Raw genomic sequence first — 23,175 nt, forward strand, 5'->3', positions numbered from 1 at the left:
GCGAGCGAAGCGAGCCATGTCCCCGCGAGCCATGTCCCAGAACAGATCGGTGTCCGCAAAGGTTTGTTCGGGGTGCGGGGGAGTGGGGATACGTCGGGGTATGGGCGGTTGGTGCGTCCGGTGTTGTTGCCGGGGAGGACGCCTCGTCCGTTCGGGGGGTTTTTCGATGAGGTGGCGGATGGGTTGGAGGCGGCGTTGGGGGAGTCGGGTGTGGGTTTCGAGGTGGCGTTCGAGTCGGTGGTGGTGTTTCGGGGTGAGGTGACGTTCGGGGTGCGGCGGGAGTTTTTGCCGTTGGTGGCGCGGGTGTTGCGGGATGAGCCGGATTTGCGGTTCGAGATGTGTCTGGGTGTGAACGGGGTGCATTTCCCGCAGGATGTGGGCCGGGAGTTGCATGCGGTGTATCCGTTGTTGTCGATTACGCATAATCGTCGGATTCGGTTGGAGGTGGCGGTGCCGGATGCGGATCCGCACATTCCTTCTCTGTATGACGTGTATCCGACGAATGATTGGCATGAGCGGGAGACGTACGACTTTTTCGGGATCGTGTTCGATGGTCATCCGTCGTTGACGCGGATCGAGATGCCGGATGATTGGCCGGGTCATCCGCAGCGTAAGGACTATCCGCTCGGCGGTATTCCCGTCGAGTACAAGGGTGCGGAGATCGCGCCGCCCGACGAGCGGCGGGGGTACAACTGATGAGCGAGGATTCGGTTTTTACGGTTGCCGGTCAGGATTGGGACGAGGTTGTCGACGCGGTGAAGGCGTCGTCGGGTGGTGCGGGTTCGGAGGGTCGCGAGGAGCGGATCGTCGTCAACATGGGTCCGCAGCATCCGTCGACGCACGGGGTGTTGCGGCTCATCTTGGAGATCGAGGGTGAGACGGTGACGGAGGCCCGGTGCGGCATCGGGTATCTGCACACCGGGATCGAGAAGAACCTGGAGTACCGCACGTGGACACAGGGCGTGACGTTTGTGACGCGGATGGATTATTTGTCGCCGTTCTTCAACGAGACGGCGTACTGCCTGGGTGTGGAGAAGTTGCTCGACATCACGGATCAGGTTCCGGAGCGGGCGAGCGTCATCCGCGTCATGTTGATGGAGCTGAATCGCATTTCGTCGCATCTGGTGGCTCTGGCCACGGGCGGTATGGAGTTGGGTGCGGTCACCGCGATGCTGTTCGGTTTCCGGGAGCGTGAGCTGGTTCTGGATGTGTTCGAGATGATCACGGGTTTGCGCATGAACCATGCGTACATCCGACCGGGTGGGCTGTCGCAGGATCTGCCGGAGGGTGCGGTGGAGAAGGTGCGCGAGTTGCTCACGCTGCTGCCGGAACGGTTGCGGGACATGGAGAATCTGCTCAACGACAACCGCATCTGGAAGGGGCGCACCGCGGGCATCGGGTATCTCGACCTGACTGGGTGCATGGCGCTGGGGATCACCGGTCCGATGCTGCGTGCGACGGGGTTGCCGCACGATTTGCGGAAGTCGCAGCCGTATTGCGGTTACGAGAACTACGAGTTCGCGGTGAGCACCGATACCGGGTGCGATGCGTACGGCCGTTATCTGATCCGGGTGGACGAGATGAAGGAGTCGCTGAAGATCGTCGAGCAGTGTCTCGACAAGTTGCGGCCCGGTCCGATCATGACGGAAGACAAGAAGATCGCGTGGCCGGCGGATCTGACGTTGGGCCCGGACGGTCTGGGCAATTCGCCCGGTCACGTCCGCGAGATCATGGATTCGTCGATGGAGTCGCTGATTCACCACTTCAAGTTGGTGACGGAGGGTTTCCGGGTGCCGCCGGGTCAGGTGTACGTGGCGGTGGAGTCTCCGCGGGGTGAGCTCGGTGTGCACATGGTGAGCGACGGCGGCACGCGCCCGTTCCGGGTGCATTTCCGCGATCCGTCGTTCACCAACCTGCAGGCGGTGGCCGCGACGTGTGAGGGCGGGATGGTCGCGGACGTCATCGCCGCTGTCGCGAGCATCGATCCCGTCATGGGGGGAGTGGACCGATGACCGAGCAAGCAGCACCGCAGCAAACACCCGTTTTCATCGAGTTCGGCCCCCGGCCGGAGGAGAAGGGACTGCTGGTGCGGCCGGGTGCGCGGGAGGCGTATCCGCCGGAGGTCCGCGCGAGGCTCGACGCCGATGCCGATGCGGCCATCGGGCGGTACCCGAGTGCGCGCTCCGCCTTGCTGCCGCTGCTGCACCTGGTCCAGTCCGAGGACGGGTACATCACGCCGGCGGGGATCGAGTTCTGTGCCGGTCGGCTCGGGTTGACCGGAGCCGAGGTGTCGGCGGTGGCGACGTTCTATTCGATGTACCGGCGTGATCCGACGGGCGACTATTACGTCGGGGTGTGTACCAACACGTTGTGCGCGATCATGGGCGGCGACGCGATCCTCGCCGCGCTGGAGGAGCACCTCGACCTTCCCCACGGCGGTACGTCTGCGGACGGCAAGATCACGCTGGAGCACATCGAGTGCAACGCGGCGTGTGATTACGCCCCGGTGGTGATGGTCAATTGGGAGTTCTTCGACAACCAGACTCCGGAGTCGGCTCGGTCGCTCGTCGATGCCTTGCGTTCGGGGGAGCGGGTGTCGCCGAGCCGGGGTGCGACGCTGTGCACGTTCCGGGAGACGGCCCGTGTTCTCGCCGGTTTCCCCGACGAGCGTCCCGGTGTGCCGGGGACCGGTGCTGGGGACGCCACGCTGGCCGGCCTCCGCGTTGCGCGCGAACGGGGTATGGAGGCGCCGGATCCTGCGGAGACGTCGCTTGTCCCGGAGCCGCACTCGCCGGACACCGAGTCGGTGGCGGCGGAGTCGACCAAGGACGAACCGGCACCGGCTCCGTCCGCGACCATGCCTCCCGAGCGGTCCACCTCCGAAACCGATCCGGCTGCCACCGACCCTGGACGAAAGGGAGACTGACATGCCGCTGACCCCGGTCCTCAGCCGTTACTGGGACGAGCCCGAATCCTGGACCCTCGACACGTACCTGCGCCACGACGGATACGAGGGCTTGCAGAAGGCGCTGCGCACGGACCCGGACGAGGTCATCGCGACCGTCAAGGAGGCCGGACTGCGCGGGCGCGGCGGTGCCGGATTCCCGACCGGGATGAAGTGGTCGTTCATCCCGCAGGGCGACGACAAGCCGCACTACCTCGTGGTCAATGCGGACGAGTCGGAACCGGGCACCTGCAAGGACATGCCCCTTCTGCTGGCCACGCCGCACGCGCTGGTGGAGGGTGTCATCATCGCGGCGTACGCGATCCGCGCCGGGCACGCGTTCATCTACGTGCGCGGCGAGGTGGTGCCGGTGCTGCGCCGGTTGCAGGCTGCGGTGGCGGAGGCGTACGCCGCCGGCTATCTCGGGAAGAACATCCTGGGCACCGGATTCGATCTCGAGTTGGTGGTGCACGCCGGTGCGGGGGCATACATCTGCGGCGAGGAGACGGCGCTGCTGGACTCGCTGGAGGGGCGCCGCGGCCAGCCCCGGCTGCGTCCGCCGTTCCCCGCCGTGGCCGGTCTCTACGCGTCACCGACCGTGGTCAACAACGTCGAGTCGATCGCGAGTGTCCCGCCGATCATGGTGAACGGCATCGAGTGGTTCCGGTCGATGGGCAGCGAGAAGTCGCCCGGGTTCACCCTCTACTCGCTGTCCGGGCACGTGACCACACCCGGGCAGTACGAGGCGCCGCTCGGAATCACCCTGCGGGAATTGCTCGAGTATGCGGGAGGAGTTCGCGCCGGGCACCGGCTGAAGTTCTGGACCCCGGGTGGCTCCTCGACGCCGATCTTCACCGACGAACATCTCGACGTCGCCCTCGACTACGAGGGCGTCGGTGCGGCCGGGTCGATGCTGGGCACCAAGGCCCTGCAGATCTTCGACGAGACGACGTGCGTGGTGCGGGCGGTGCTTCGCTGGACCGAGTTCTACGCGCACGAGTCGTGCGGCAAGTGCACGCCCTGCCGGGAAGGCACCTATTGGCTGGTGCAGATCCTGGAACGCCTCGAGCGAGGGGAGGGCACCGACGCCGATCTGGAGAAGCTCCTCGACATCGCCGACAACATCCTCGGCAAGTCGTTCTGCGCTCTCGGTGACGGTGCGGCCAGCCCGATCATGTCCTCCATCAAGTACTTCCGCGACGAGTACCTCGCACACTTCGAGCAGGGTGGCTGCCCGTTCGACCCGCATCAGTCCACGCTCATGGCGGGGGTGCACGCATGACGAGTGCGAAAGAAGTGAGCAACCAAGTGAGCAATCAAGTGGGCGTTGTCATCGACGGTGTCGAAGTCAGTGTTCCCAAGGGCACGTTGGTGATTCGTGCCGCGGAGATGATCGGCATCCAGATTCCGCGGTTCTGCGACCACCCGCTGCTCGACCCGGTCGGCGCCTGCCGCCAGTGCCTGGTCGAAGTGGAGGGGCAGCGTAAGCCGCTCGCCTCCTGCACCACGACGGTCACCGACGGCATGGTCGTCCACACCCAGCTCACGTCGCCTGTCGCCGACAAGGCGCAGAAGGGTGTGATGGAGTTGCTGCTGATCAATCATCCGCTGGACTGTCCGGTGTGCGACAAGGGCGGCGAGTGCCCGCTGCAGAACCAGGCGATGTCGAACGGGCGCGCGGAGTCGCGTTTCGGGGAGGTCAAACGCACGTTCCCGAAGCCGATTCCGTTGTCGACGGAGGTGCTCCTGGACCGTGAGCGGTGTGTGCTGTGCGCGCGGTGCACCCGGTTCTCCCAGCAGGTTGCGGGTGATCCGTTCATCGAACTGCAGGAACGCGGTGCGTTGCAGCAGGTGGGGATCTACGCGAAGGAACCGTTCGAGTCGTACTTCTCCGGTAACACGGTCCAGATCTGCCCGGTGGGTGCGCTGACGGGTACGGCGTATCGATTCCGGGCCCGCCCGTTCGATCTGATCTCCAGCCCGAGCGTGTGTGAGCACTGCGCGAGCGGATGCGCCCAGCGCACCGACCATCGCCGGGGCGCGGTGCTACGCCGGTTGGCGGGCGACGACCCCGAGGTCAACGAGGAGTGGAACTGCGACAAGGGCCGGTGGGCGTTCGCGTACGCCACGCAGCGCGACCGGATCACCACTCCCTTGGTCCGCGGCGACGACGGCGTACTGGCACCCGCGTCGTGGTCGGAGGCCCTCGCCGTCGCGTCCCGCGGGCTGACCGCCGCGCGGGGCAGCGCGGGTGTTCTGGTCGGGGGCCGGTCCACTTGGGAGGACGCGTACGCGTACGCGAAGTTCGCTCGAATAGCATTGGGCACCAACGACATCGACTTCCGTAGCCGCGTCCACTCCGGTGAGGAGGCCGAGTTCCTGGCCGCCCGGGTGGCGGGGCAGCGCCTTGCCGTCACCTACGACGACCTGGACGCCGCACCGGTCGTCCTCCTCGTCGGATTCGAGCCGGAGGAGGAGTCGCCGATCGTCTTCCTCCGGCTGCGCAAGGCCGCACGCGCGAAGGCCGTTCCGGTCTACTCGGTGGCCCCGTACGCGTCCCGCGGACTGGAGAAGATGACCGGCACACTGCTGCGCGCCGCGCCGAACGCGGAGCCGGCGGTCCTGGGCGGGCTCCGGACCGGTGATCAGGATCCGGGTGTCACCGGGCTGCTGCGTCGACCGGGTGCGGTAATCATGGTCGGCGAGAGGCTCGCCGGCGTGCCCGGGGGGCTGTCCGCCGCGGTCCGGTTGGCAGAAGAGACGGGTGCCCGATTGGCGTGGGTGCCGCGCCGGGCCGGCGAACGCGGTGCGCTCGAGGCGGGTGCGCTGCCCGGACTGCTTCCGGGTGGCAGGCCGGTCGGCGATCCCGTCGCCCGGCGGCAGGTCGCGTCGGCGTGGAACGTCGCGGATCTGCCGGACACCGTGGGCCGCGATGCTTCGGGCATCCTCGCGGCGGCGGAAGCGAAGACCCTCGGCGCGCTGGTGATCGGCGGGGTCGAGGCCGACGACCTCCCCGACCCGCAGGCCGCGTTGGCTGCCGTCGAGGCCGCCGGGTTCGTCGTCAGCTTGGAACTGCGCCACAGTGCGCTCAGCGACCGTGCGGACGTGGTGTTCCCCATTGCCCCGGTTATGGAGAAGCCGGGTGCCTTCCTCGATTGGGAGGGCCGCATCCGCGATTTCGATACCGCGCTCCGCAACACCGGCGCCATGCCCGACCAGCGGGTGCTGCACGCCATCGCCGGCGAAATGGGTGTCCCGCTCGGACTTCCCGACGCCGCGACCGCGCGTCGCGAACTCGAGAGGCTCGGCGCCTGGGACGGAGACTTCCCCGATCCGCCCGACCACCCGGAGTCACCGCGACCGGACCCCGGGCCGGGGGAGGCGGTGCTGGCGACGTGGCGGATGCTGCTCGACTCGGGACGGCTGCAGGACGGGGAACCGTACCTGGCGGGTACGGCCCGCACCCCGGTTGTGCGGATGTCCGCGGCGTCGGCGGCCGAGACGGGTGCCGGTGACGGAGATCCGGTCACCGTCTCGACGGACCGGGGCGCCGTCACGCTGCCGCTGGTGATCACCGACATGCCGGATCGGGTGGTGTGGTTGCCCCTCAACTCGCCCGGCTCCGCCGTCCACCGACAGTTGGCCGCGGTCGCGGGGAGCGTCGTCCACGTCCGCCAGGCGGCAGGCATCAACGGCGCTGCCCCGGGAGGTGCGCTGTGAGTATCGAGGCCGTCTACCCCGACCCGGCGCTGTTCGGCCACGACCCGTGGTGGCTGGTTGTCGGCAAGGCCCTGGCCATCTTCGTGTTCCTCGTCCTCACCCCGCTTCTGACGATCCTCGCCGAACGCAAGGTGATGGCCTGGATGCAGATGCGCGTCGGCCCGAACCGGGTGGGCCCGCGGGGCATGCTGCAGAGCCTCGCCGACGGCATCAAGCTCGCCTTGAAGGAGGGGATCGTCCCGAAGGGCGTGGACAAGCCGATCTACATCGTCGCGCCGGTCATCGCGGCGGTGCCTGCATTCATGGCGTTCGCCGTGATCCCGTTCGGACCCGAGGTCTCGATCTTCGGGCATCGCACGGCACTGCAACTGACGGACCTTCCCGTGGCCGTCCTCTACGTCCTCGCGGCCACGTCGATCGGCGTCTACGGCATCGTGCTCGCCGGCTGGGCGTCCGGATCCACCTACCCGTTGCTGGGTGGTCTGCGTTCGACGGCACAGGTGATCTCGTACGAGATCGCGATGGCGTTGTCGTTCGCGGCCGTCTTCCTGGACGCCGGAACCATGTCGACGTCCGGCATCGTCGCCGCCCAGGAACGCACCTGGTACGTCTTCCTGCTCCTGCCGTCGTTCCTCATCTACGTCACGTCGATGGTCGGTGAGACCAACAGGGCACCGTTCGACCTGCCCGAGGCGGAAGGGGAACTGGTCGGCGGTTTCCACACCGAGTACTCCTCATTGAGCTTCGCGATGTTCATGCTCGCCGAGTACGTCAACATGGTGACGGTGTCGGCCCTCGCCACCACGTTGTTCCTCGGCGGCTGGCACGCACCGTTCCCGATCAGCCTGTGGGACGGCGCGAACTCCGGCTGGTTGCCGGTGCTGTGGTTCACGGTGAAGGTCTGGGCCTTCCTGTTCGTCTTCGTCTGGTTGCGCGCCACGCTGCCCAGGCTGCGGTACGACCAGTTCATGGGTCTCGGCTGGAAGATCCTGATCCCCATCTCGCTGGTGTGGGTGATGATCGTCGCCACCGTCCGCGCCTTCCGCAACGAGGGGTACGACGGCCGGACGATCGCGCTCGTCGTCGCGGGCCTGATCGTGGCCGTCGTCGTGGTGGCGCTGCTGTGGAACCGCCTGCGTCCGGGCCGCGTTCGCGCGCCCGAGAAACCGGTCGAACCGCGGGGACGCGCCGACCTCACCCCGGAGACGCTCGAACCGTTCGACCCCATGGCCGGTGGTTACCCGGTACCGCCGATGCCCGGTCAGACGCTGCCTGCGTTCCGGCGCACGCCCGTCTCCGTCACCGGCGCGCAGTCCACCGGATCGACCCAGGAGAACAGTGATGACTAAATTCCTCGGCCCCATAGCGGGATTCGGCGTGACCTTCTCGACGATGTTCAAGAAATCGAATACCGAGTTCTACCCGGAGGAGAAGACGCCGACGGCGCCCCGCTACCACGGCAGGCATCAGCTCAACCGATACGCGGACGGGTTGGAGAAGTGCATCGGGTGCGAACTGTGCGCCTGGGCGTGCCCCGCCGACGCCATCTTCGTGGAGGGCGCCGACAACACCGACGAGGAACGGTTCTCGCCGGGTGAACGGTACGGCCGCGTCTACCAGATCAATTATTTGCGGTGCATCGGGTGCGGGCTGTGCATCGAGGCGTGCCCGACGCGGGCACTGACCATGACCAACGAATACGAGATGGCCGACGACAACCGGGCCGGCCTGATCTACGAGAAGGACCGGCTGCTGGCGCCGCTCGAGCCCGGCATGGCCGAATCGCCGCACCCGATGGCACCGGGCACCACGGCCGAGGACTACTACCGCGGCACGGTGACCGGGGGAGTGGAACCGGCGCCGCAGGACGATTCCGCGACCGACGACACGCGCAACGCGGGGGAGACGCCGTGATCCGGCAAGGAGAGCCGACGTGGTGAACACGATGCCCTCCGCGGTCCAGTTGGTCGCGGAACCCTTCACCCAGACCTCGACGGGCGAGGGTGTGCAGTTCTGGATCCTCGGGACCCTGGCCGTGATCGGCGCGCTGGGAGTGGTCAGCGCGACCAAGGCCGTCTATTCGGCGATCTTCCTCGCCACGACCATGATCATCCTGGCCGTGTTCTACATCGCGCAGGGTGCGCTGTTCCTCGGTGTCGTCCAGATCGTGGTCTACACCGGTGCGGTCATGATGCTGTTCCTGTTCGTGCTCATGCTCATCGGTGTCGATTCCTCCGAATCTCTCGTCGAGAATCTGCGCGGTCAGCGGGTGGCGGCGATCGCGGCGGGACTGGGCTTCGGACTGCTGCTGATCGGCGGCATCGGGAGTGCGTCCGTGTCCGCGTTCACCGGTCTCGATCAGGCCAACGCGGCGGGCAACGTCGAGGGTCTGGCCGAACTCGTCTTCGTCCGGTACGTGTGGGCGTTCGAACTGACGGGTGCGTTGCTGATCACGGCGACCATCGGTGCCATGGTGCTCGCCCACCGGGAGCGCTTCGAGCCGCGGAAGGACCAGCGCGAGCTGTCCCAGGACCGCGTCCGCGAGGGTGCCCGTGTCACACCGTTGCCCAGTCCGGGGGTCTACGCGCGGCACAACGCGGTCGACATACCGGCGTTGCTGCCCGACGGCACGTTCTCCGAACTGTCCGTCAGCCGGTCGCTCGAACGGCGGCCGAGCCTGCCCGCCCGGGCACTGGGTACCGCGGACGTCGCGACCCCCGAACCCGGCGTGCCCGAGGAAGGGGGCCGGCGATGAATCCGGAGAACTACCTCTACCTGTCCGCGCTGCTGTTCACGATCGGCGCGGCGGGAGTGCTGATCCGGCGCAACGCGATCATCGTGTTCATGTGCATCGAACTGATGCTCAACGCCTCGAATCTGGCATTCGTGACGTTCGCCCGCATGCACGGCAACCTCGACGGGCAGGTTTTCGCGTTCTTCACGATGGTCGTCGCGGCCGCCGAGGTGGTCGTCGGTCTGGCGATCATCATGACCATCTTCCGTTCCCGCCGTTCGGCTTCCGTCGACGACGCCAACCTCCTCAAGAACTGACGGGTCCCCGATGACGCACATCCTCGAGAAGGTGACTTTGCCCGACGACGACACCCCGGTCGGCGGTGCGGCATGAGCGGAACGCTCTCGTCGGCCGTGTGGCTCCTCCCGCTTCTGCCACTCCTCGGCGCCGCCGTGCTCCTGCTGGCGGGCAGGCGCACCGATTCGTGGGGCCACCTCCTCGGCTGTGTGACGGCGCTGGCCTCGTTCGCGCTCGGCGTCGTCTTCTTCGTCGACATGCTGGGCCGGGACGCCGCCGACCGGGTGATGCACCAGACCCTGTTCAGCTGGGTGCCGGTCGGCGAACTGCAGGTGGACTTCGGACTCCAACTCGACCAGCTGTCCGTGTGTTTCGTGCTGCTGATCACCGGTGTCGGTTCGCTGATCCACATCTACTCGGTCGGCTACATGGCGCACGACCCGGAGCGTCGGAAGTTCTTCGCCTACCTGAACCTGTTCCTCGCGGCGATGCTGCTGCTGGTCCTGGCCGACAACTTTCTGGGCCTGTACGTGGGCTGGGAGGGTGTGGGTCTCGCCTCGTACCTGCTCATCGGGTTCTGGCAGTACAAGCCGTCCGCGGCGGCGGCCGCGAAGAAGGCGTTCGTGGTCAACCGCGTCGGCGACATGGGCCTCGTCTTCGCCATGATGATGATGTTCTCGACCTTCGGCTCGGTCGAATTCGCCGACGTGTTCACGGGCGCCGAGGCCGCGAGCGAGGGAATGCTCACCGCGATCGGGCTGGCGCTTCTTCTCGCCGCCTGCGGCAAATCTGCTCAGGTCCCGCTGCAGTCCTGGCTCGGTGACGCCATGGAAGGCCCGACGCCGGTGTCGGCGCTGATCCACGCAGCGACCATGGTCACCGCCGGTGTCTATCTGATCGTCCGGTCCAACGCGATCTTCGACCTGGCGCCGAATGCCCAACTGGCCGTCGTGATCGTCGGCGCGGTGACCCTGCTGTTCGGCGCGATCATCGGCTGCGCGAAGGACGACATCAAGAAGGCGCTGGCGGCGTCGACGATGAGCCAGATCGGTTACATGGTGCTGGCCGCAGGTCTGGGGCCGGCGGGGTACGCGTTCGCGATCATGCTCCTGCTGACACACGGCTTCTTCAAGGCCGGCCTGTTCCTCGGTGCAGGCTCGGTGATGCACGGCATGAACGACGAGGTGAACATGCGCCGCTACGGCGGGCTGCGCACCTTCATGCCGATCACGTTCGTCACGTTCGGGTTGGGATACCTGGCCATCATCGGGATTCCACCGTTCTCGGGCTTCTTCTCCAAGGACAAGATCATCGAAGCGGCGTTCGCCGCCGAGGGCGCCCAGGGCATCGTCCTCGGAACGGTGACGCTGCTCGGCGCGGGACTCACCGCCTTCTACATGACCAGGGTGATGTTGATGACCTTCTTCGGACAACCGCGCTGGGCTTCCGGGGCGAGCGATCCACACGAATCGCCGGGGGTGATGACGGTGCCGATGATTCTGCTGGCGGTGGGTTCCGTCGCCGCCGGTGCCGTGCTCGCGATCGGCTCCTCGCTGCAGCATTGGCTGGAACCTGTCGTCGGCGCCCACCACGGCGAGCCGGCCCTCCCCGTATGGGCGATCACGGGACTCACCCTGGTGGTGGTGCTCGCCGGAGTCGCGGTGGCCTACCGCCAGTACGCCCGGCAGCCGATTCCCGCGGACGCCCCGGTGGAGGTTTCCGCGCTCACCGTCGCCGCCCGAAGGGACCTGTACGGCGACGCGTTCAACGAAGCGGCGTTGATGCGGCCCGGACAGGAGTTGACGCGAACGCTCGTGACCGTCGACGACCGCGGAGTCGACGGCGCCGTCAACGGATTCGCCGCACTGGTCGGCGGAACGTCGATGCGGTTCCGGCGTCTGCAGACCGGGTTCGTCCGGTCGTACGCCCTGTTCATGTTCGCGGGCGCGGCGCTTCTCGTCGCCACGATGCTGGTGAGGCTGTGGTGAGCGGGTTCCCGTGGCTGACCGCCCTGTGGGTGGTGCCACTCGTCGGCGCCGGTGTCGTCCTCGCCCTACCCGTCGACAAGCGCGCGCTCGCGAAGTCGGTCGCGGTGGGCGTGTCCGTGGTGGTGCTGTGCCTGGCGGTCGTGCTGGCGATCCGGTTCGATCCGACCGGTGAGCAGTACCAGTTCGTCGAATCGCACGCCTGGATTCCGGCGTTCGGCACCCGGTACACCCTGGGTCTGGACGGCATCGCGCTGGTCCTCGTGCTCCTCACCGCGGTTCTGGTGCCGTTGCTGTTGCTGGCGGGGTGGAACGACGGTGAATCCGACCCCGACTACGGGCGGCGGCGGGTGGCCCACACGTACGTGGCGCTGACGCTGATGGTCGAGGCGATGGTGATGGTGTCGTTCACCGCCCTCGACGTCCTGCTGTTCTACATCTTCTTCGAGGCCATGCTCATCCCGATGTACTTCCTGATCGGGGGGTTCGGCGGGGTGGGACGATCGTATGCTGCGGTGAAATTCCTGCTCTACAACCTGTTCGGCGGCCTGATCATGCTGGCGGCGGTCATCGGGCTGTATGTCGTGACGGCGCGTCAGGACGCCTTCGGCGGCGGCACCTTCGACTTCCGGGTGATCGTCGCCGAAGGGCTGGACGCGGACCCCGGCGTGCTGAAGGCGCTGTTCCTCGGATTCATGTTCGCGTTCGCCGTCAAGGCGCCGCTGTGGCCGTTCCACACCTGGCTGCCGGGTGCCGCGGTCGAGGCAACGCCGGCCAGCGCGGTGCTCATGATGGCCGTGGTCGACAAGGTCGGCACCTTCGGCATGCTGCGTTTCTGCTTGCAGATGTTCCCGGACGCCTCCGCGTATTTCGCACCGTTCGTCACGGTGCTGGCGGTGATCGGCATCATCTACGGCGCGGTGCTGGCGATCGGGCAGACCGATGTGATGCGACTGATCGCTTACACGTCGATCTCACACTTCGGGTTCATCATCCTCGGCATCTTCGCCATGACGAGCCAGGGCCAGGCCGGGTCGACGCTCTACATGGTCAATCACGGCATCTCGACCGCGGCGCTGTTCCTGATCGCGGGATTCCTGGTGTCCCGGCGCGGCACTCGCGTCATCGCCGACTACGGCGGGGTGCAGAAGGTCGCTCCGGTGATGGCGGGCACGTTCCTCGTGGCGGGACTCGCCACGCTGTCGCTGCCGGGTCTGGCGCCCTTCGTCAGTGAGTTCCTGGTCCTCGTCGGAACGTTCTCGCGCTACCAGTTCGCCGCCGTGGCCGCGACTTTCGCGCTCGTCCTCGCCGCGATCTACGTGCTGTGGCTCTACCAGCGGATGATGACCGGACCGGTGAAGGAGGGCAACGAGTCGGTGCGCGACCTAGTGCGCCGTGAGATCGCCGTGGTGGCGCCGCTGATCGCCCTGCTGATCGTTCTCGGCGTCTACCCCAAACCCGTGCTGGACGTCATCACGCCCGCGGTGAGCCACGTTCTCGTGACCGTCGGTCAGCACGATCCCGCACCCACCGTCGCCGACCAGGACCCACAGGGAGGTACGCACAGATGAGTCCCTCCGCACTCGTCCTCGCCCAGTCCGCGACGTTGCGCGCGCCGGACATCGAGTACAGCCAGTTGTCACCCATGTTGATCGTGTTCGGCGTGGCCGTCGTCGGTGTGCTCGTCGAGGCCTTCCTGCCGCGGCGCGTCCGGTACTCGAGTCACCTCGTTCTCGGGCTCGGAGGTCTCACCGCCGCTTTCGTGGCCGTCGTCCTGCTCGCCGGGACCCGTGACTCGGCGGTCGTGGGAGCGGTGGCCGTCGACGGTCCGACACTGTTCCTCCAGGGCACCATCCTGCTGATCTCGATCCCCGCGATCCTGCTCATCGCCGAACGCAGCGTCGACAGCGGGGTCGCCGCGGCGACGGCGGAGCTCACCACGACGGCCGGGGCCGAGCCGGAGAACGGAACCGACGCCTTCACCCCGCAGGCGTTCGCCGTCCCCGGCAGCATCGCCGAACGGGAGGCCACCAGATCCGCCCCGGGACACACCGAGGTCTTTCCCCTCACCCTGTTCGCGGTCGGCGGGATGCTCCTGTTCCCGGCGTCCAACGACCTCCTCACCATGTTCGTGGCACTGGAGGTTCTCTCGCTGCCGCTGTACCTGTTGTGCGGGCTGGCGCGCCGCCGTCGTCTCCTGTCGCAGGAGGCGGCGCTCAAATACTTTCTGCTCGGGGCGTTCTCGTCGGCGTTCTTCCTGTTCGGTGTGGCGCTGCTGTACGGCTACGCGGGCACGGTCGAGTTGCCGCGGATCGCCGACGCGCTCGCCCGCGGCACCGACGACAAGGCGCTGGCACTGATCGGCACCGCGCTCCTGTCGGTCGGCCTGCTGTTCAAGATCGGCGCGGTGCCGTTCCACTCCTGGATTCCCGACGTCTATCAGGGTGCGCCGACGCCGATCACCGCCTTCATGGCCGCTGCCACCAAGGTCGCCGCCGTCGGTGCGATGCTGCGCATCTTCTACGTAGCACTGCCGGACCTGCGTGCGGACTGGCGGCCTTTGATGTGGGGAGTCGCCATCCTCACCATGGTGGTCGGTGCCGTCATGGCGGTCACGCAGAACGACGTCAAGCGGATGCTCGCGTATTCGTCGGTCGCGCATGCCGGGTTCATCCTCACCGGTCTGATCGCGGCCAACCGTGCAGGCTTGTCGTCCACGATGTTCTACCTGCTGGCCTACGGATTCAGCACGCTCGGTGCGTTCGCGGTGGTGACGCTGGTGCGGGACAGCCGGGGTGAGGCCACGGACCTGTCCCGCTGGGCGGGGCTGGGGCGGCGGTCGCCGCTCGTGGGCGGGGTCTTCGCCCTGTTCCTGCTCGCGTTCGCCGGAATCCCGTTGACGAGTGGGTTCGTCAGCAAGTTTGCGGTCTTCCAGGCGGCCATCGAGGGCGGCGCCGTCCCGCTCGTTCTCGTCGGTGTCGTCAGCAGCGCGATCGCGGCGTTCTTCTACGTCCGCGTCATCGTGCTGATGTTCTTCTCGGAGCCGCAGAGCGACGCCCCGACGATCGTGGTGCCCAGCATGTTCACCGCCGCGGCCATCGCTGTCGGTGTGGTGGTGACGGTGGTGCTCGGAATCCTGCCGCAGGCGGCGCTGGACCTCGCGGACCAGGCCGCGGTGTTCTTCCGCTGACTCGGGCCGCGGCCCCTTCGCGCGGGCCGCGAGTGTCCGGTGTGACGGATGTAGTCCAAGTGGCTGGCGGGACCCGTGTGAGTGTGGTGGAATGCAAACCGGACAACATACCGACTGAGCGAGAGTGAATGTCGGAGACACGCCGGAGCGCGACCGATCGGATATGGGGGCCACAGTGCAGATTTCTCGGAGAGACCTGTTCCGGTATGCGGCAGCAGGATCTGCCGTGGCCGGGATCGCGGCGCTCACGTCCACCACGTCCTCGGTCGCCGTCGCGAAGGCCGACAGCCTCGGCATCCTGATCGACTACGCGGGCGGAGTTCCCTCGGCGGACGCGATCCTCGAGGCCGGATACGCCGGCGCCATCCGCTACGTGTCCGATCGGCGTCCCGGCGCCGAATGGATGGAGGGCAAGCCGATGCTCGCCGACGAGGCGCAGACACTGCTCGACGCCGGACTGTCGGTCGTGTCGTGCTACCAGTTCGGCAAGGGCCCGACGGCCGATTGGCGCGGTGGGCTCGAGGCGGGCAAGCGACACGCCGAACGTGGCCTCGAATTGCACCTCGCCGCAGGCGGTTCCGAGGACCGCCCGATCTACGCATCGATCGACGACAATCCCTCGCCCGCCGATTTCCTCACCATGATCGGCCCCTACCTCGCGGGCTGGGAGTCGGTGGTCGGCAAGGGCAACACCGGCATCTACGCCAACTCCAAGACGCTGGATCTGGCGATCCTCGCCGGGTTCGGTTCGTGGTACTGGCAACACGATTGGGGCACTCCCGAGGGGTATGTCCACCCGTCGGCGCACCTGCACCAGTACGAGATCGACGCGAGCAACGTCGACGGGGTCGGTATCGATCTCAACGACATCCTGAAGCCCGACTACGGGCAGTGGTGACCCGCTAGGCTGCCGGTTGCCCGCCCATCCTCGTGAGCCACTCACGGGCGTCGTCGGGTAGCTTTCCGACGGCTTCTGCTGCGCGGCACCATTTCTTGGCCGTCGCGAGGAAGTTCATCGGGTTGTACGCGTCCTCCTCGCGCGACCACAGGTTGTCGCCGGCGTAGTGCAGGATGGTGATGTTGGCGGCCGCATGCTCCGAACCGTCGCCGGGATCCTCCATCGGGTTGTCGATCTCGCAGATCACCCAGCCCCGGTCCTCGTCGATCACATACCAGTTCGCCGGAAACTCGGTCATCCGGCTTCCGGGGAAGGCTGACATGGTGCGGGTGACCCAGCGGCGTATGGCTTCGCGTCCGTCGAATTGTCCGAAGGCGTGCTCGACATACGTGGCGTCCTCCGTGAAGAGGTCGGCGAAGCCGTTCCAATCACCGAGTTCGACGCAGCGACTGACGCTCCGCTGGTAGTGGGCGAATGCGCCTTCCAGTTCGGCACGGCTCCACGGCATGCGTGCATCCCTTCTCTCGTTCGGCACTCGTCGGTGTGCACCTCGAAGAATAAGAACATGTTTCAGTTCTCGCGTGGGGCGTTTTCCGGTGGATGGGACGGTGAAACGCTGACCGAGGTAACCCCGATTACCAGTCGTCACTCTTTTCACTCTGGAAACCGGGAGGTCTCCCATGGATCTGATCCTCAATTTCTTGTACACCGTCGCTTCGGTCCTCTACACCGCGTTCTTCGTCAACGGATCCTGATCCGGCCTCGGGCTGAGCGATAGATGTGCACGGTACATACTATGTGTATGATACACAAGGCGTCTCGGGCAGAATGAGGCGTGCAGAACAAGGGTGACGAGTGGAGGTGGCGGTGTCCGATCGCGACGTGGTGGCAGCTGTCGAGAACGAACTGACGCTGCTCTCGCGCTACCACGCCCACGCCCAGCGCGCGGGATTCCAACTCGACCGTTCCGCCTACCTGATCCTCGGCCGTCTGGAGCTGGACCATCCGCTCAGCCTGAAGCAGCTCGCCGAGGCCTTCCGGCTCGACATCTCGACGATCAACCGGCAGATCGGCGCGTTGCTGAAACGTGGGCTCGTCGACCGCGTCCCCGACCCGGACGGCGGTATGGCCCGCAAGGTCGAGGCCACACGTCAGGGCATCGAACAGCTGCACGCAGACCGGGAGTTGGGCCGCAGGGGTGTCGAGCGCATCATCGCCGGATGGAGCGACCACGACCGGGACGAGCTGAGCCGCCTGCTGACGAAGTTCAACGGCGAGATCGAGAAGGGCGAGGGCAATTCCTGGCCCCGCGGTGGACGGACCTCCTGAGCCGAGTGCGTCAGGACTGGACGTGCGCGGTCGCGTCCCGGGTGAGGTCCGGCTCCTCGGCGATGACCGTGAGGTGGGGATGTTCCGGCGGCGAGTCGTGCCACCCTTTCCACGACATCAGTGACCACCGGGACAGCCCCGACAGCGCGGACCCGAGGCTCGCGAACGAGGCGGTGCTCAGCGCCGACCCGGCCGAGCCGACCGACCCGATAGAGAGCACCGATCCGACACTGCCGATGGACAGGATCGAGTAGGCCGAACCGATCGAGAGGATCGACCCCTCCGAGCGGATCGAGAGGATCGAACGCCGGGCGTGTCGCGATCGCAGTGAGTGGTCCGGTGTGTGCTGCGTCGAGGGCATTCCCCGGTCTACCACGGCGGTGCCCTCGGCGAACAGGGATGCGGGTGCACGAAGGGCCCTCCGGAAGAATCCGGAGGGCCCTTCGTGGGTCGGTCTCGAGGGTTACGCGACCTGGAACATGCCAACGGTGGGGAGGAAGCTGCACGTGATCGGCGCTGCGCCCTCCTTCTGCGTCGTCAGTCCGCCCGAGACGACGGCGAGAACGCGGCCCGGGCCGGTGTCCGCGATGGCCGACAGGGTTGCCGGTCCGTCCGGGTTGATCTTGGCTTCGTTGGTGAGGTTCTGGGTGGCGCGGCGCTGGTTGTCGAGGTTGATCCACGTCACAGTCAGCGGATTGGGCTGTTCGGCGGCAACGGAACTGGTTCCGAGGGCGGTGAACACGAAACCGGCCTGACCTGCCTTCGGTCCGGGCGGGGGCAACACGGCCGGACCGGGAACCGCGAGTGCGGTGCCCACGGAGTCGGCGCCTTCGCCGATGCAGCCCTTACCGATGGTCGGGTAGAGGAACTGCGCGATGACGGGTGCGTTCTCCTGCGGGATCTCGGGGCCGCCGCCGCCGCTGCCGTCGAGGAACGTGATGACGCGCTCGAGGGTGGACTTGAGCTCCGGCGGGATTCCGGGGGATTCGAGGAGGTTGCGGGCCTGGTCCAGAATTGCGTCCTGAGGTCCTGCGGCGATGTCTTCGGTACCAGCTGCTGCGCCGATGATCGCGGGTGCGAACGACGCGAGCATCTCCACGGGGATGCCTTCGGGCACGGGCGGCGGCGTCGGCTGCGCAATCGCCTGGGCCGGCACTGCCATAGCGGCTGCTGCGGCAACAGCGAGAGCAGTAACTGCTCTGCGCATACCTCGGGTTCGAAGCACAGTCTCCCCATCCTTAGTCATAACAGCGTGGACGACAACTCAATCCACGTCTGACGGCTCGGGGGGTCACTCTATGTACAGCGCCCCCGGGTTGTACAGCTCACGAGTTCGTTCACCGGTAGCTGCGGCACCCCGGTGGGAGTGTATGGCATACAGACCCCGACGGTGATCTTCCGGTGACGATAGCCTGTGGCAGGTGTGGTTCGTGTGATTGGTGATGCAACTGTTACGCGCAGCTACGGACACCTCGGGGCCCGCGGGCGCCGCCGTCTACGCTGTGCGGGACCGTTTCGGGATCGGCTGAGACATTTACACCTCACAGGAGAGCGCCACACTGTGTCCGACCATGCAGCGTCCGACCATGCAGCGTCCGACGACGGAGCAGCCTCCGACCATTCGTCCGAGCGTTCTCCCACGTCGTCGCGGGGAACGTCCGCTCTGCACACCCTGTTGCGATGCGCGCCTGTACTTCTCGTGCTCTCGGTGCTCGGGCGCATGGCGTGGACGCTGCTGAGTCCCAACGGAATGAACCTCGTCGACCTGCACGTCTACGTCGACGGCTCCGAGGCGCTGCACGGTGGCAGTCTCTACGACTTCACCTATTCGGAAGTGACACCGGACTTTCCGCTGCCGTTCACGTATCCGCCGTTCGCCGCGCTCGTCTTCTTTCCCCTGCACTACCTGCCGTTCCCCCTGGTCGGGGTCGGCTGGCAGCTGCTCACCATCCTCGCCCTCTACGCGTTGGCGCGAATGAGCCTGGGGCTCGTCCTCGGTGGCGCCGCACGCACACCGCACTGGCGTGCGGTCGCGGTGCTGTGGACCACAGTGGGGGTGTGGGTGGAACCGGTGCGCACCACCCTGGACTACGGCCAGATCAACGTCTTCCTCGCGCTGCTGGTGATGACCGCCGTCCGCAGTTCGCGGTGGTGGCTGTCCGGTGCGCTCGTCGGTTTCGCCGCCGGGATCAAACTGACCCCGGCGATCACCGGCCTCTACTTCCTCCTGCAGCGCCGGTGGAAGGCCGCCGTGTTCTCGGGAGTCGCCTTCGCCGCGACCGTCGGAGTCAGTTACCTGCTGATCGGCTCGGAGGCGCGGGAGTATTTCACCCACCTGCTCGGCGACGCGGATCGCATCGGCCCGGTCGGCTCGGTGTGGAATCAGTCCCTGCGCGGCGCGTTGTCGCGGCTGCTGGGGTACGACGTCGAGACTGGCGTCGTGTGGCTGCTGGCCGTGGCGGTCACCCTCGTCCTCGCGGTTCTGGCCTGGCGGGCGATCGCCCGTGACGATCGGCTCGGCACCCTCGTCATCGTCGAGTTGCTAGGGCTGCTGGTGTCCCCGATCTCGTGGTCACACCACTGGGTGTGGGTGATCCCGATGCTGATCTGGCTGCTGCACGGCCCGTACGGGTCGATGGTGGGCACCCGGATCCTCGCCGGGTACTGGCTCGTCACCACGCTCATCGGGGTGCCGTGGGTACTCAGCTTCTTCCAGGACTCGATCTGGCTGATCTCCCGGCCCGCCATCCTTGCGTGGCTGGGCACCGTCGACGTCGTCGGCGCGTTCGGTGTCTACGCCTGGGTGGCCTACGCCGGTCGCCGCACGAAGCGTGCCGCCGCCGATGTCGCCACCACGGTCAGCCCGCCAGCGAGTCGATCTGCGCAGCAAGATCCAGATCCCGCTGCGTGAGCCCGCCGGCGGAATGCGTCGACAACGTGTAGGTGACCTTCCGCCACCTGATGTCGATGTCCGGATGGTGGTTCGCGGCTTCCGCCGCCTCCGCGACCTTCCGCACGAGTTCGACGGCTTCGGGGAAGCTCGGCGACTCGACGGTGCGGACGAGGGAATCACCGGCTCGCCGCCACCCGGGCAGTTCTGCGAGCGCGGTGTCGATCTCTCCGTCTGACAGCAACTCGGCCATACCCCATGATGGTGCGGTGCCACCGGAACGTGCAAGACCTGTCGACCACACCGGAGAGGTCGTGGCGGCCGCGATCATCGTCGACGGCCGGCTGTTGCTCGCGCAGCGGACCCGGCCCCCGGAACTCGCGGGACTGTGGGAGCTGCCGGGAGGCAAAGCGGAGGCAGGGGAGACCGCCGAGGACGCGTTACGTCGGGAGCTGCGGGAAGAGCTCGGGGTGGAGGTGACCGGCGGCGACCGGATCGGCGGCGACGTGCCGTTGCCCGACGGCCGGGTGCTGCGCGCGTACCGGGTCGAACTGGTGTCGGGAACACCGGTCGCGCTCGATCACGCGGAGCTGCGGTGGGTGGACGGGCACGAATTGGGGGAGATCGACCTCGTCGGCAACGACCGCGGGTGGGTGCCGGACCTGCGGCTGCACCTGAACGGGTGGGCGTGACCTCAGGCCGCGCGGGCCTTCTTCAGACCCTTCTTCAATTCCTTCTTGGACGCGCCCTCGTTCTCGAGCTTCTTCATCCGCATGATGACCACCGGGCACTTGATGCAGCGCGTCTTGCTGCGGCAGCATTTCTTCTTCGGTTTGAGACCCGAGACCTTGCTGGCCTTCACCTTGCCCATACTCGGCTCGGCCTTCCTACTCCGGTGGATGCCGGTCTCCGCCGGCTGCACCCAGGTTAGCGTCCCCTCAGCTTTCGGCCTCGATCCACACGCGCGGGAGGCCGATTTCAACGTGGCGCAGATCACTTTACGCTGGTCGGGCAGGCCCCGCGTGGCCGGCGATGCGCGAAGTAGCCGTTCGGGCGGGTAGTATTCACGTGGCCGCGATGCCTGTACTGGGCGATTTACCATCGCCTCGACGAGGATTCTGAATCGAGATGACAAGGCGGCCGCCAGAACGCCGTGCGAGGGAACTTTCGCGTGGCCGAATCAACTCAGCCAGGAGAGCCACCGCGTGACCATCACCAGCTTCCGCAACGTTGCCATCGTCGCACACGTCGACCACGGCAAGACCACTCTCGTCGACGCCATGTTGCGTCAGTCGGGGGCATTCGAGGAGCGCGCCGAACTGGTCGATCGCGTCATGGACTCCGGCGACCTCGAGCGCGAGAAGGGCATCACCATCCTCGCGAAGAACACGGCCGTCCACAAGCATCACGGCGACGGCAGTGTTACCGTCATCAACGTCATCGACACCCCCGGTCACGCCGACTTCGGTGGTGAGGTCGAGCGCGGCCTGTCCATGGTCGACGGTGTCGTCCTGCTCGTCGACGCCTCCGAGGGCCCGCTGCCGCAAACCCGCTTCGTGCTGCGCAAGGCGCTCGCCGCGTCGCTGCCCGTCATCCTGGTGGTCAACAAGACCGACCGTCCCGACGCCCGCATCGAGGAGGTCGTCTCGGAGAGTCACGACCTGCTACTCGACCTGGCCTCGGACCTCGACGACGAGGCCGCCGAAGCCGCCGAGCTCGCCCTCGACCTCCCCGTCCTGTACGCCTCCGGCCGTGAGGGCAAGGCGTCCAAGGTTCAGCCCGAGAACGGTCACGCACCGGACGCCGAGAACCTCGACGCCCTGTTCGACGTGCTCCTCAACTACGTGCCCGCACCCAAGGGCAACGTCGAGGCGCCCCTGCAGGCTCACGTCACCAACCTCGACGCCTCTGCGTTCCTCGGCCGCCTCGCGCTGGTCCGCATCCACAACGGCGAGCTGAACAAGGGGCAGACCGTCTCCTGGTGTCGCGAGGTGGACGGCGAGCCCGTCGTCACCAAGGCCAAGATCACCGAACTGCTCGCCACCGTCGGCGTCGAGCGTCAGCCCGCCGAGAAGGCCGTTGCCGGTGACATCGTCGCCGTCGCCGGTTTCCCCGACATCATGATCGGCGACACCCTCGCCGACCTGGAGAACCCGGTCCCGCTGCCGCGGATCACCGTCGACCAGCCCGCCATCTCGGTGACCATCGGCACCAACACGTCGCCGCTCGTCGGCCGGGTCAGCGGACACAAGCTGACGGCCCGCATGGTGAAGTCGCGCCTCGACCAGGAACTCGTCGGCAACGTCTCGCTCAAGGTCCTCGACATCGGTCGCCCCGACGCCTGGGAGGTCCAGGGTCGTGGTGAGCTCGCGCTCGCCATCCTCGTCGAGCAGATGCGCCGCGAGGGCTTCGAGCTGACCGTCGGCAAGCCTCAGGTGGTCACCCGTCAGGTCGACGGCAAGGTGCACGAGCCCTTCGAGGAGCTCACCATCGACAGCCCCGAGGAGTACCTCGGCGCCATCACCCAGCTCCTCGCCAACCGCAAGGGCAAGATGGTGCAGATGGCCAACCACGGCGCCGGCTGGGTCCGGATGGAGTTCATCGTCCCGTCGCGCGGCCTGATCGGCTTCCGCACCGACTTCCTCACCGAGACCCGCGGCACCGGCATCGCCAACGCCGTGTTCCACGGCTACGCACCGTGGGCCGGCGAGATCCGCGCCCGCCACACCGGCTCGCTCGTCTCGGACCGCACCGGTTCGGTCACCCCGTTCGCGATGATCCAGCTCGCCGATCGCGGAACGTTCTTCGTCGAGCCCGGCGCCGACACCTACGAGGGCATGGTCGTGGGCATCAACCCGCGCCAGGAGGACCTCGACATCAACGTCACCCGCGAGAAGAAGCTGACCAACATGCGTCAGTCCTCCGCCGACGTGATGGAGACCCTCGCCAAGCCGATCAAGCTGGAGCTCGAAGGCGCGATGGAGTTCTGCGCCGGCGACGAGTGCGTCGAGGTCACTCCGCAGGTCGTGCGCGTGCGCAAGGTGCACCTGTCGGCCACCGACCGTGCCCGTGAGCGTTCGCGCTCCAAGGCCCGCGACAAGGCGGCCCTGTAGTCGGCACGTCCGACACGTCATACACAACCGGGCGGATGTACCTTCGGTCGATCGTCGGCCGAAGGTACATTCGCT

The 23,175-nt window shown here is 67.0% G+C and carries 21 protein-coding genes and 1 pseudogene; 17 read left to right on the forward strand and 5 right to left on the reverse strand.

All coding sequences use genetic code 11. The annotated features are described in order from the left end of the window. Positions 1-45 precede the first annotated feature (45 nt). The 13 genes and pseudogenes from RJ1_RS20810 to RJ1_RS20870 form a co-directional block, all read left to right on the forward strand. Positions 46-696, forward strand: a pseudogene (locus tag RJ1_RS20810) (NADH-quinone oxidoreductase subunit C); the annotation flags it as partial. After that, the gene (nuoD, locus tag RJ1_RS20815; protein ID WP_073363453.1) at positions 696-2,012 is read left to right on the forward strand and encodes an NADH dehydrogenase (quinone) subunit D; all 1,317 of its coding nucleotides are present in this window, start codon (positions 696-698) and stop codon (positions 2,010-2,012) included. The pseudogene RJ1_RS20810 and the gene nuoD, both read left to right, overlap by 1 nt. Beyond that, on the forward strand, positions 2,009-2,926 hold the full coding sequence (nuoE, locus tag RJ1_RS20820) for an NADH-quinone oxidoreductase subunit NuoE (RefSeq protein ID WP_073363455.1): 918 nt from the start codon (positions 2,009-2,011) through the stop codon (positions 2,924-2,926). The genes nuoD and nuoE overlap by 4 nt, the downstream gene beginning before the upstream one ends. Before the next feature lies 1 nt (position 2,927). After that, positions 2,928-4,226, forward strand: coding sequence for an NADH-quinone oxidoreductase subunit NuoF (nuoF, locus tag RJ1_RS20825; protein ID WP_073363458.1), 1,299 nt, complete (start codon positions 2,928-2,930; stop codon positions 4,224-4,226). Continuing rightward, positions 4,223-6,664 carry an NADH-quinone oxidoreductase subunit G gene (locus RJ1_RS20830; RefSeq protein ID WP_073363460.1) on the forward strand — a complete coding sequence of 814 codons (2,442 nt, stop codon included), beginning with the start codon at positions 4,223-4,225 and terminating at the stop codon, positions 6,662-6,664. Before nuoF ends, RJ1_RS20830 begins: the two co-directional genes overlap by 4 nt. Then, complete coding sequence (nuoH, locus tag RJ1_RS20835) at positions 6,661-8,013, forward strand: NADH-quinone oxidoreductase subunit NuoH (RefSeq protein ID WP_073363462.1); 1,353 nt, start codon at positions 6,661-6,663, stop codon at positions 8,011-8,013. Before RJ1_RS20830 ends, nuoH begins: the two co-directional genes overlap by 4 nt. Continuing rightward, the gene (gene nuoI, locus RJ1_RS20840) at positions 8,006-8,578 is read left to right on the forward strand and encodes an NADH-quinone oxidoreductase subunit NuoI (protein ID WP_073363465.1); all 573 of its coding nucleotides are present in this window, start codon (positions 8,006-8,008) and stop codon (positions 8,576-8,578) included. Before nuoH ends, nuoI begins: the two co-directional genes overlap by 8 nt. A gap of 31 nt (positions 8,579-8,609) precedes the next feature. Beyond that, on the forward strand, positions 8,610-9,419 hold the full coding sequence (locus RJ1_RS20845; protein WP_162850395.1) for an NADH-quinone oxidoreductase subunit J: 810 nt from the start codon (positions 8,610-8,612) through the stop codon (positions 9,417-9,419). Continuing rightward, positions 9,416-9,715 (forward strand): NADH-quinone oxidoreductase subunit NuoK, encoded by a 300-nt coding sequence (nuoK, locus tag RJ1_RS20850; RefSeq protein ID WP_005239116.1) that lies wholly within the window; start codon positions 9,416-9,418, stop codon positions 9,713-9,715. Before RJ1_RS20845 ends, nuoK begins: the two co-directional genes overlap by 4 nt. Before the next feature lie 72 nt (positions 9,716-9,787). After that, complete coding sequence (gene nuoL, locus RJ1_RS20855) at positions 9,788-11,683, forward strand: NADH-quinone oxidoreductase subunit L (protein ID WP_073363470.1); 1,896 nt, start codon at positions 9,788-9,790, stop codon at positions 11,681-11,683. Then, complete coding sequence (locus tag RJ1_RS20860; RefSeq protein WP_174695005.1) at positions 11,680-13,251, forward strand: NADH-quinone oxidoreductase subunit M; 1,572 nt, start codon at positions 11,680-11,682, stop codon at positions 13,249-13,251. The genes nuoL and RJ1_RS20860 overlap by 4 nt, the downstream gene beginning before the upstream one ends. Continuing rightward, positions 13,248-14,870, forward strand: coding sequence for an NADH-quinone oxidoreductase subunit NuoN (nuoN, locus tag RJ1_RS20865; RefSeq protein ID WP_073363476.1), 1,623 nt, complete (start codon positions 13,248-13,250; stop codon positions 14,868-14,870). The genes RJ1_RS20860 and nuoN overlap by 4 nt, the downstream gene beginning before the upstream one ends. Before the next feature lie 163 nt (positions 14,871-15,033). Continuing rightward, entirely contained in the window at positions 15,034-15,768 is a 735-nt protein-coding gene (locus tag RJ1_RS20870) for a DUF1906 domain-containing protein (protein ID WP_073363479.1), read from the forward strand. A 4-nt stretch (positions 15,769-15,772) separates the two neighbouring features. On the opposite strand, the gene RJ1_RS20875 is transcribed toward RJ1_RS20870, so the two are convergent. Further along, positions 15,773-16,276, reverse strand: a complete 504-nt coding sequence (locus RJ1_RS20875) for a nuclear transport factor 2 family protein (RefSeq protein WP_073363481.1) — start codon at positions 16,274-16,276, stop codon at positions 15,773-15,775. A 353-nt stretch (positions 16,277-16,629) separates the two neighbouring features. Between RJ1_RS20875 and RJ1_RS20880 the strand changes: the two genes are divergently transcribed. Continuing rightward, the gene (locus tag RJ1_RS20880) at positions 16,630-17,097 is read left to right on the forward strand and encodes a MarR family winged helix-turn-helix transcriptional regulator (protein ID WP_073363599.1); all 468 of its coding nucleotides are present in this window, start codon (positions 16,630-16,632) and stop codon (positions 17,095-17,097) included. Positions 17,098-17,107: 10 nt separating this feature from the next. Here the strand turns inward: RJ1_RS20880 and RJ1_RS20885 are convergent, their stop codons facing one another. Beyond that, entirely contained in the window at positions 17,108-17,458 is a 351-nt protein-coding gene (locus RJ1_RS20885; protein ID WP_073363484.1) for a hypothetical protein, read from the reverse strand. Between the two features lie 102 nt (positions 17,459-17,560). Further along, positions 17,561-18,304: an Rv1157c family protein gene (locus tag RJ1_RS20890; protein ID WP_073363487.1), complete on the reverse strand. Its 744-nt coding sequence runs from the start codon at positions 18,302-18,304 to the stop codon at positions 17,561-17,563. 354 nt (positions 18,305-18,658) lie between these two features. On the opposite strand from RJ1_RS20890, the gene RJ1_RS20895 reads away from it, so the two are divergent. Then, entirely contained in the window at positions 18,659-20,008 is a 1,350-nt protein-coding gene (locus tag RJ1_RS20895; RefSeq protein ID WP_073363490.1) for a mannosyltransferase, read from the forward strand. Here the strand turns inward: RJ1_RS20895 and RJ1_RS20900 are convergent. Further along, on the reverse strand, positions 19,956-20,240 hold the full coding sequence (locus tag RJ1_RS20900) for a 4a-hydroxytetrahydrobiopterin dehydratase (RefSeq protein ID WP_073363492.1): 285 nt from the start codon (positions 20,238-20,240) through the stop codon (positions 19,956-19,958). The genes RJ1_RS20895 and RJ1_RS20900 overlap by 53 nt on opposite strands. Before the next feature lie 16 nt (positions 20,241-20,256). On the opposite strand from RJ1_RS20900, the gene RJ1_RS20905 reads away from it, so the two are divergent. Further along, a complete protein-coding gene (locus tag RJ1_RS20905; protein WP_073363495.1) occupies positions 20,257-20,679 on the forward strand; it encodes a (deoxy)nucleoside triphosphate pyrophosphohydrolase in 423 nt (140 codons plus the stop codon). A gap of 2 nt (positions 20,680-20,681) precedes the next feature. Here RJ1_RS20905 and RJ1_RS45990 read toward each other — a convergent pair whose 3' ends face one another. After that, positions 20,682-20,849, reverse strand: a complete 168-nt coding sequence (locus tag RJ1_RS45990; RefSeq protein WP_162130660.1) for a hypothetical protein — start codon at positions 20,847-20,849, stop codon at positions 20,682-20,684. 343 nt (positions 20,850-21,192) lie between these two features. On the opposite strand from RJ1_RS45990, the gene typA reads away from it, so the two are divergent. Further along, positions 21,193-23,100: a translational GTPase TypA gene (gene typA, locus RJ1_RS20910; RefSeq protein ID WP_073363498.1), complete on the forward strand. Its 1,908-nt coding sequence runs from the start codon at positions 21,193-21,195 to the stop codon at positions 23,098-23,100. Positions 23,101-23,175 lie beyond the last annotated feature (75 nt).

It is taken from the genome of Rhodococcus jostii NBRC 16295 (assembly GCF_001894825.1).
In the GTDB taxonomy this organism is placed as follows: Bacteria; Actinomycetota; Actinomycetes; order Mycobacteriales; family Mycobacteriaceae; genus Rhodococcus_F; species Rhodococcus_F jostii.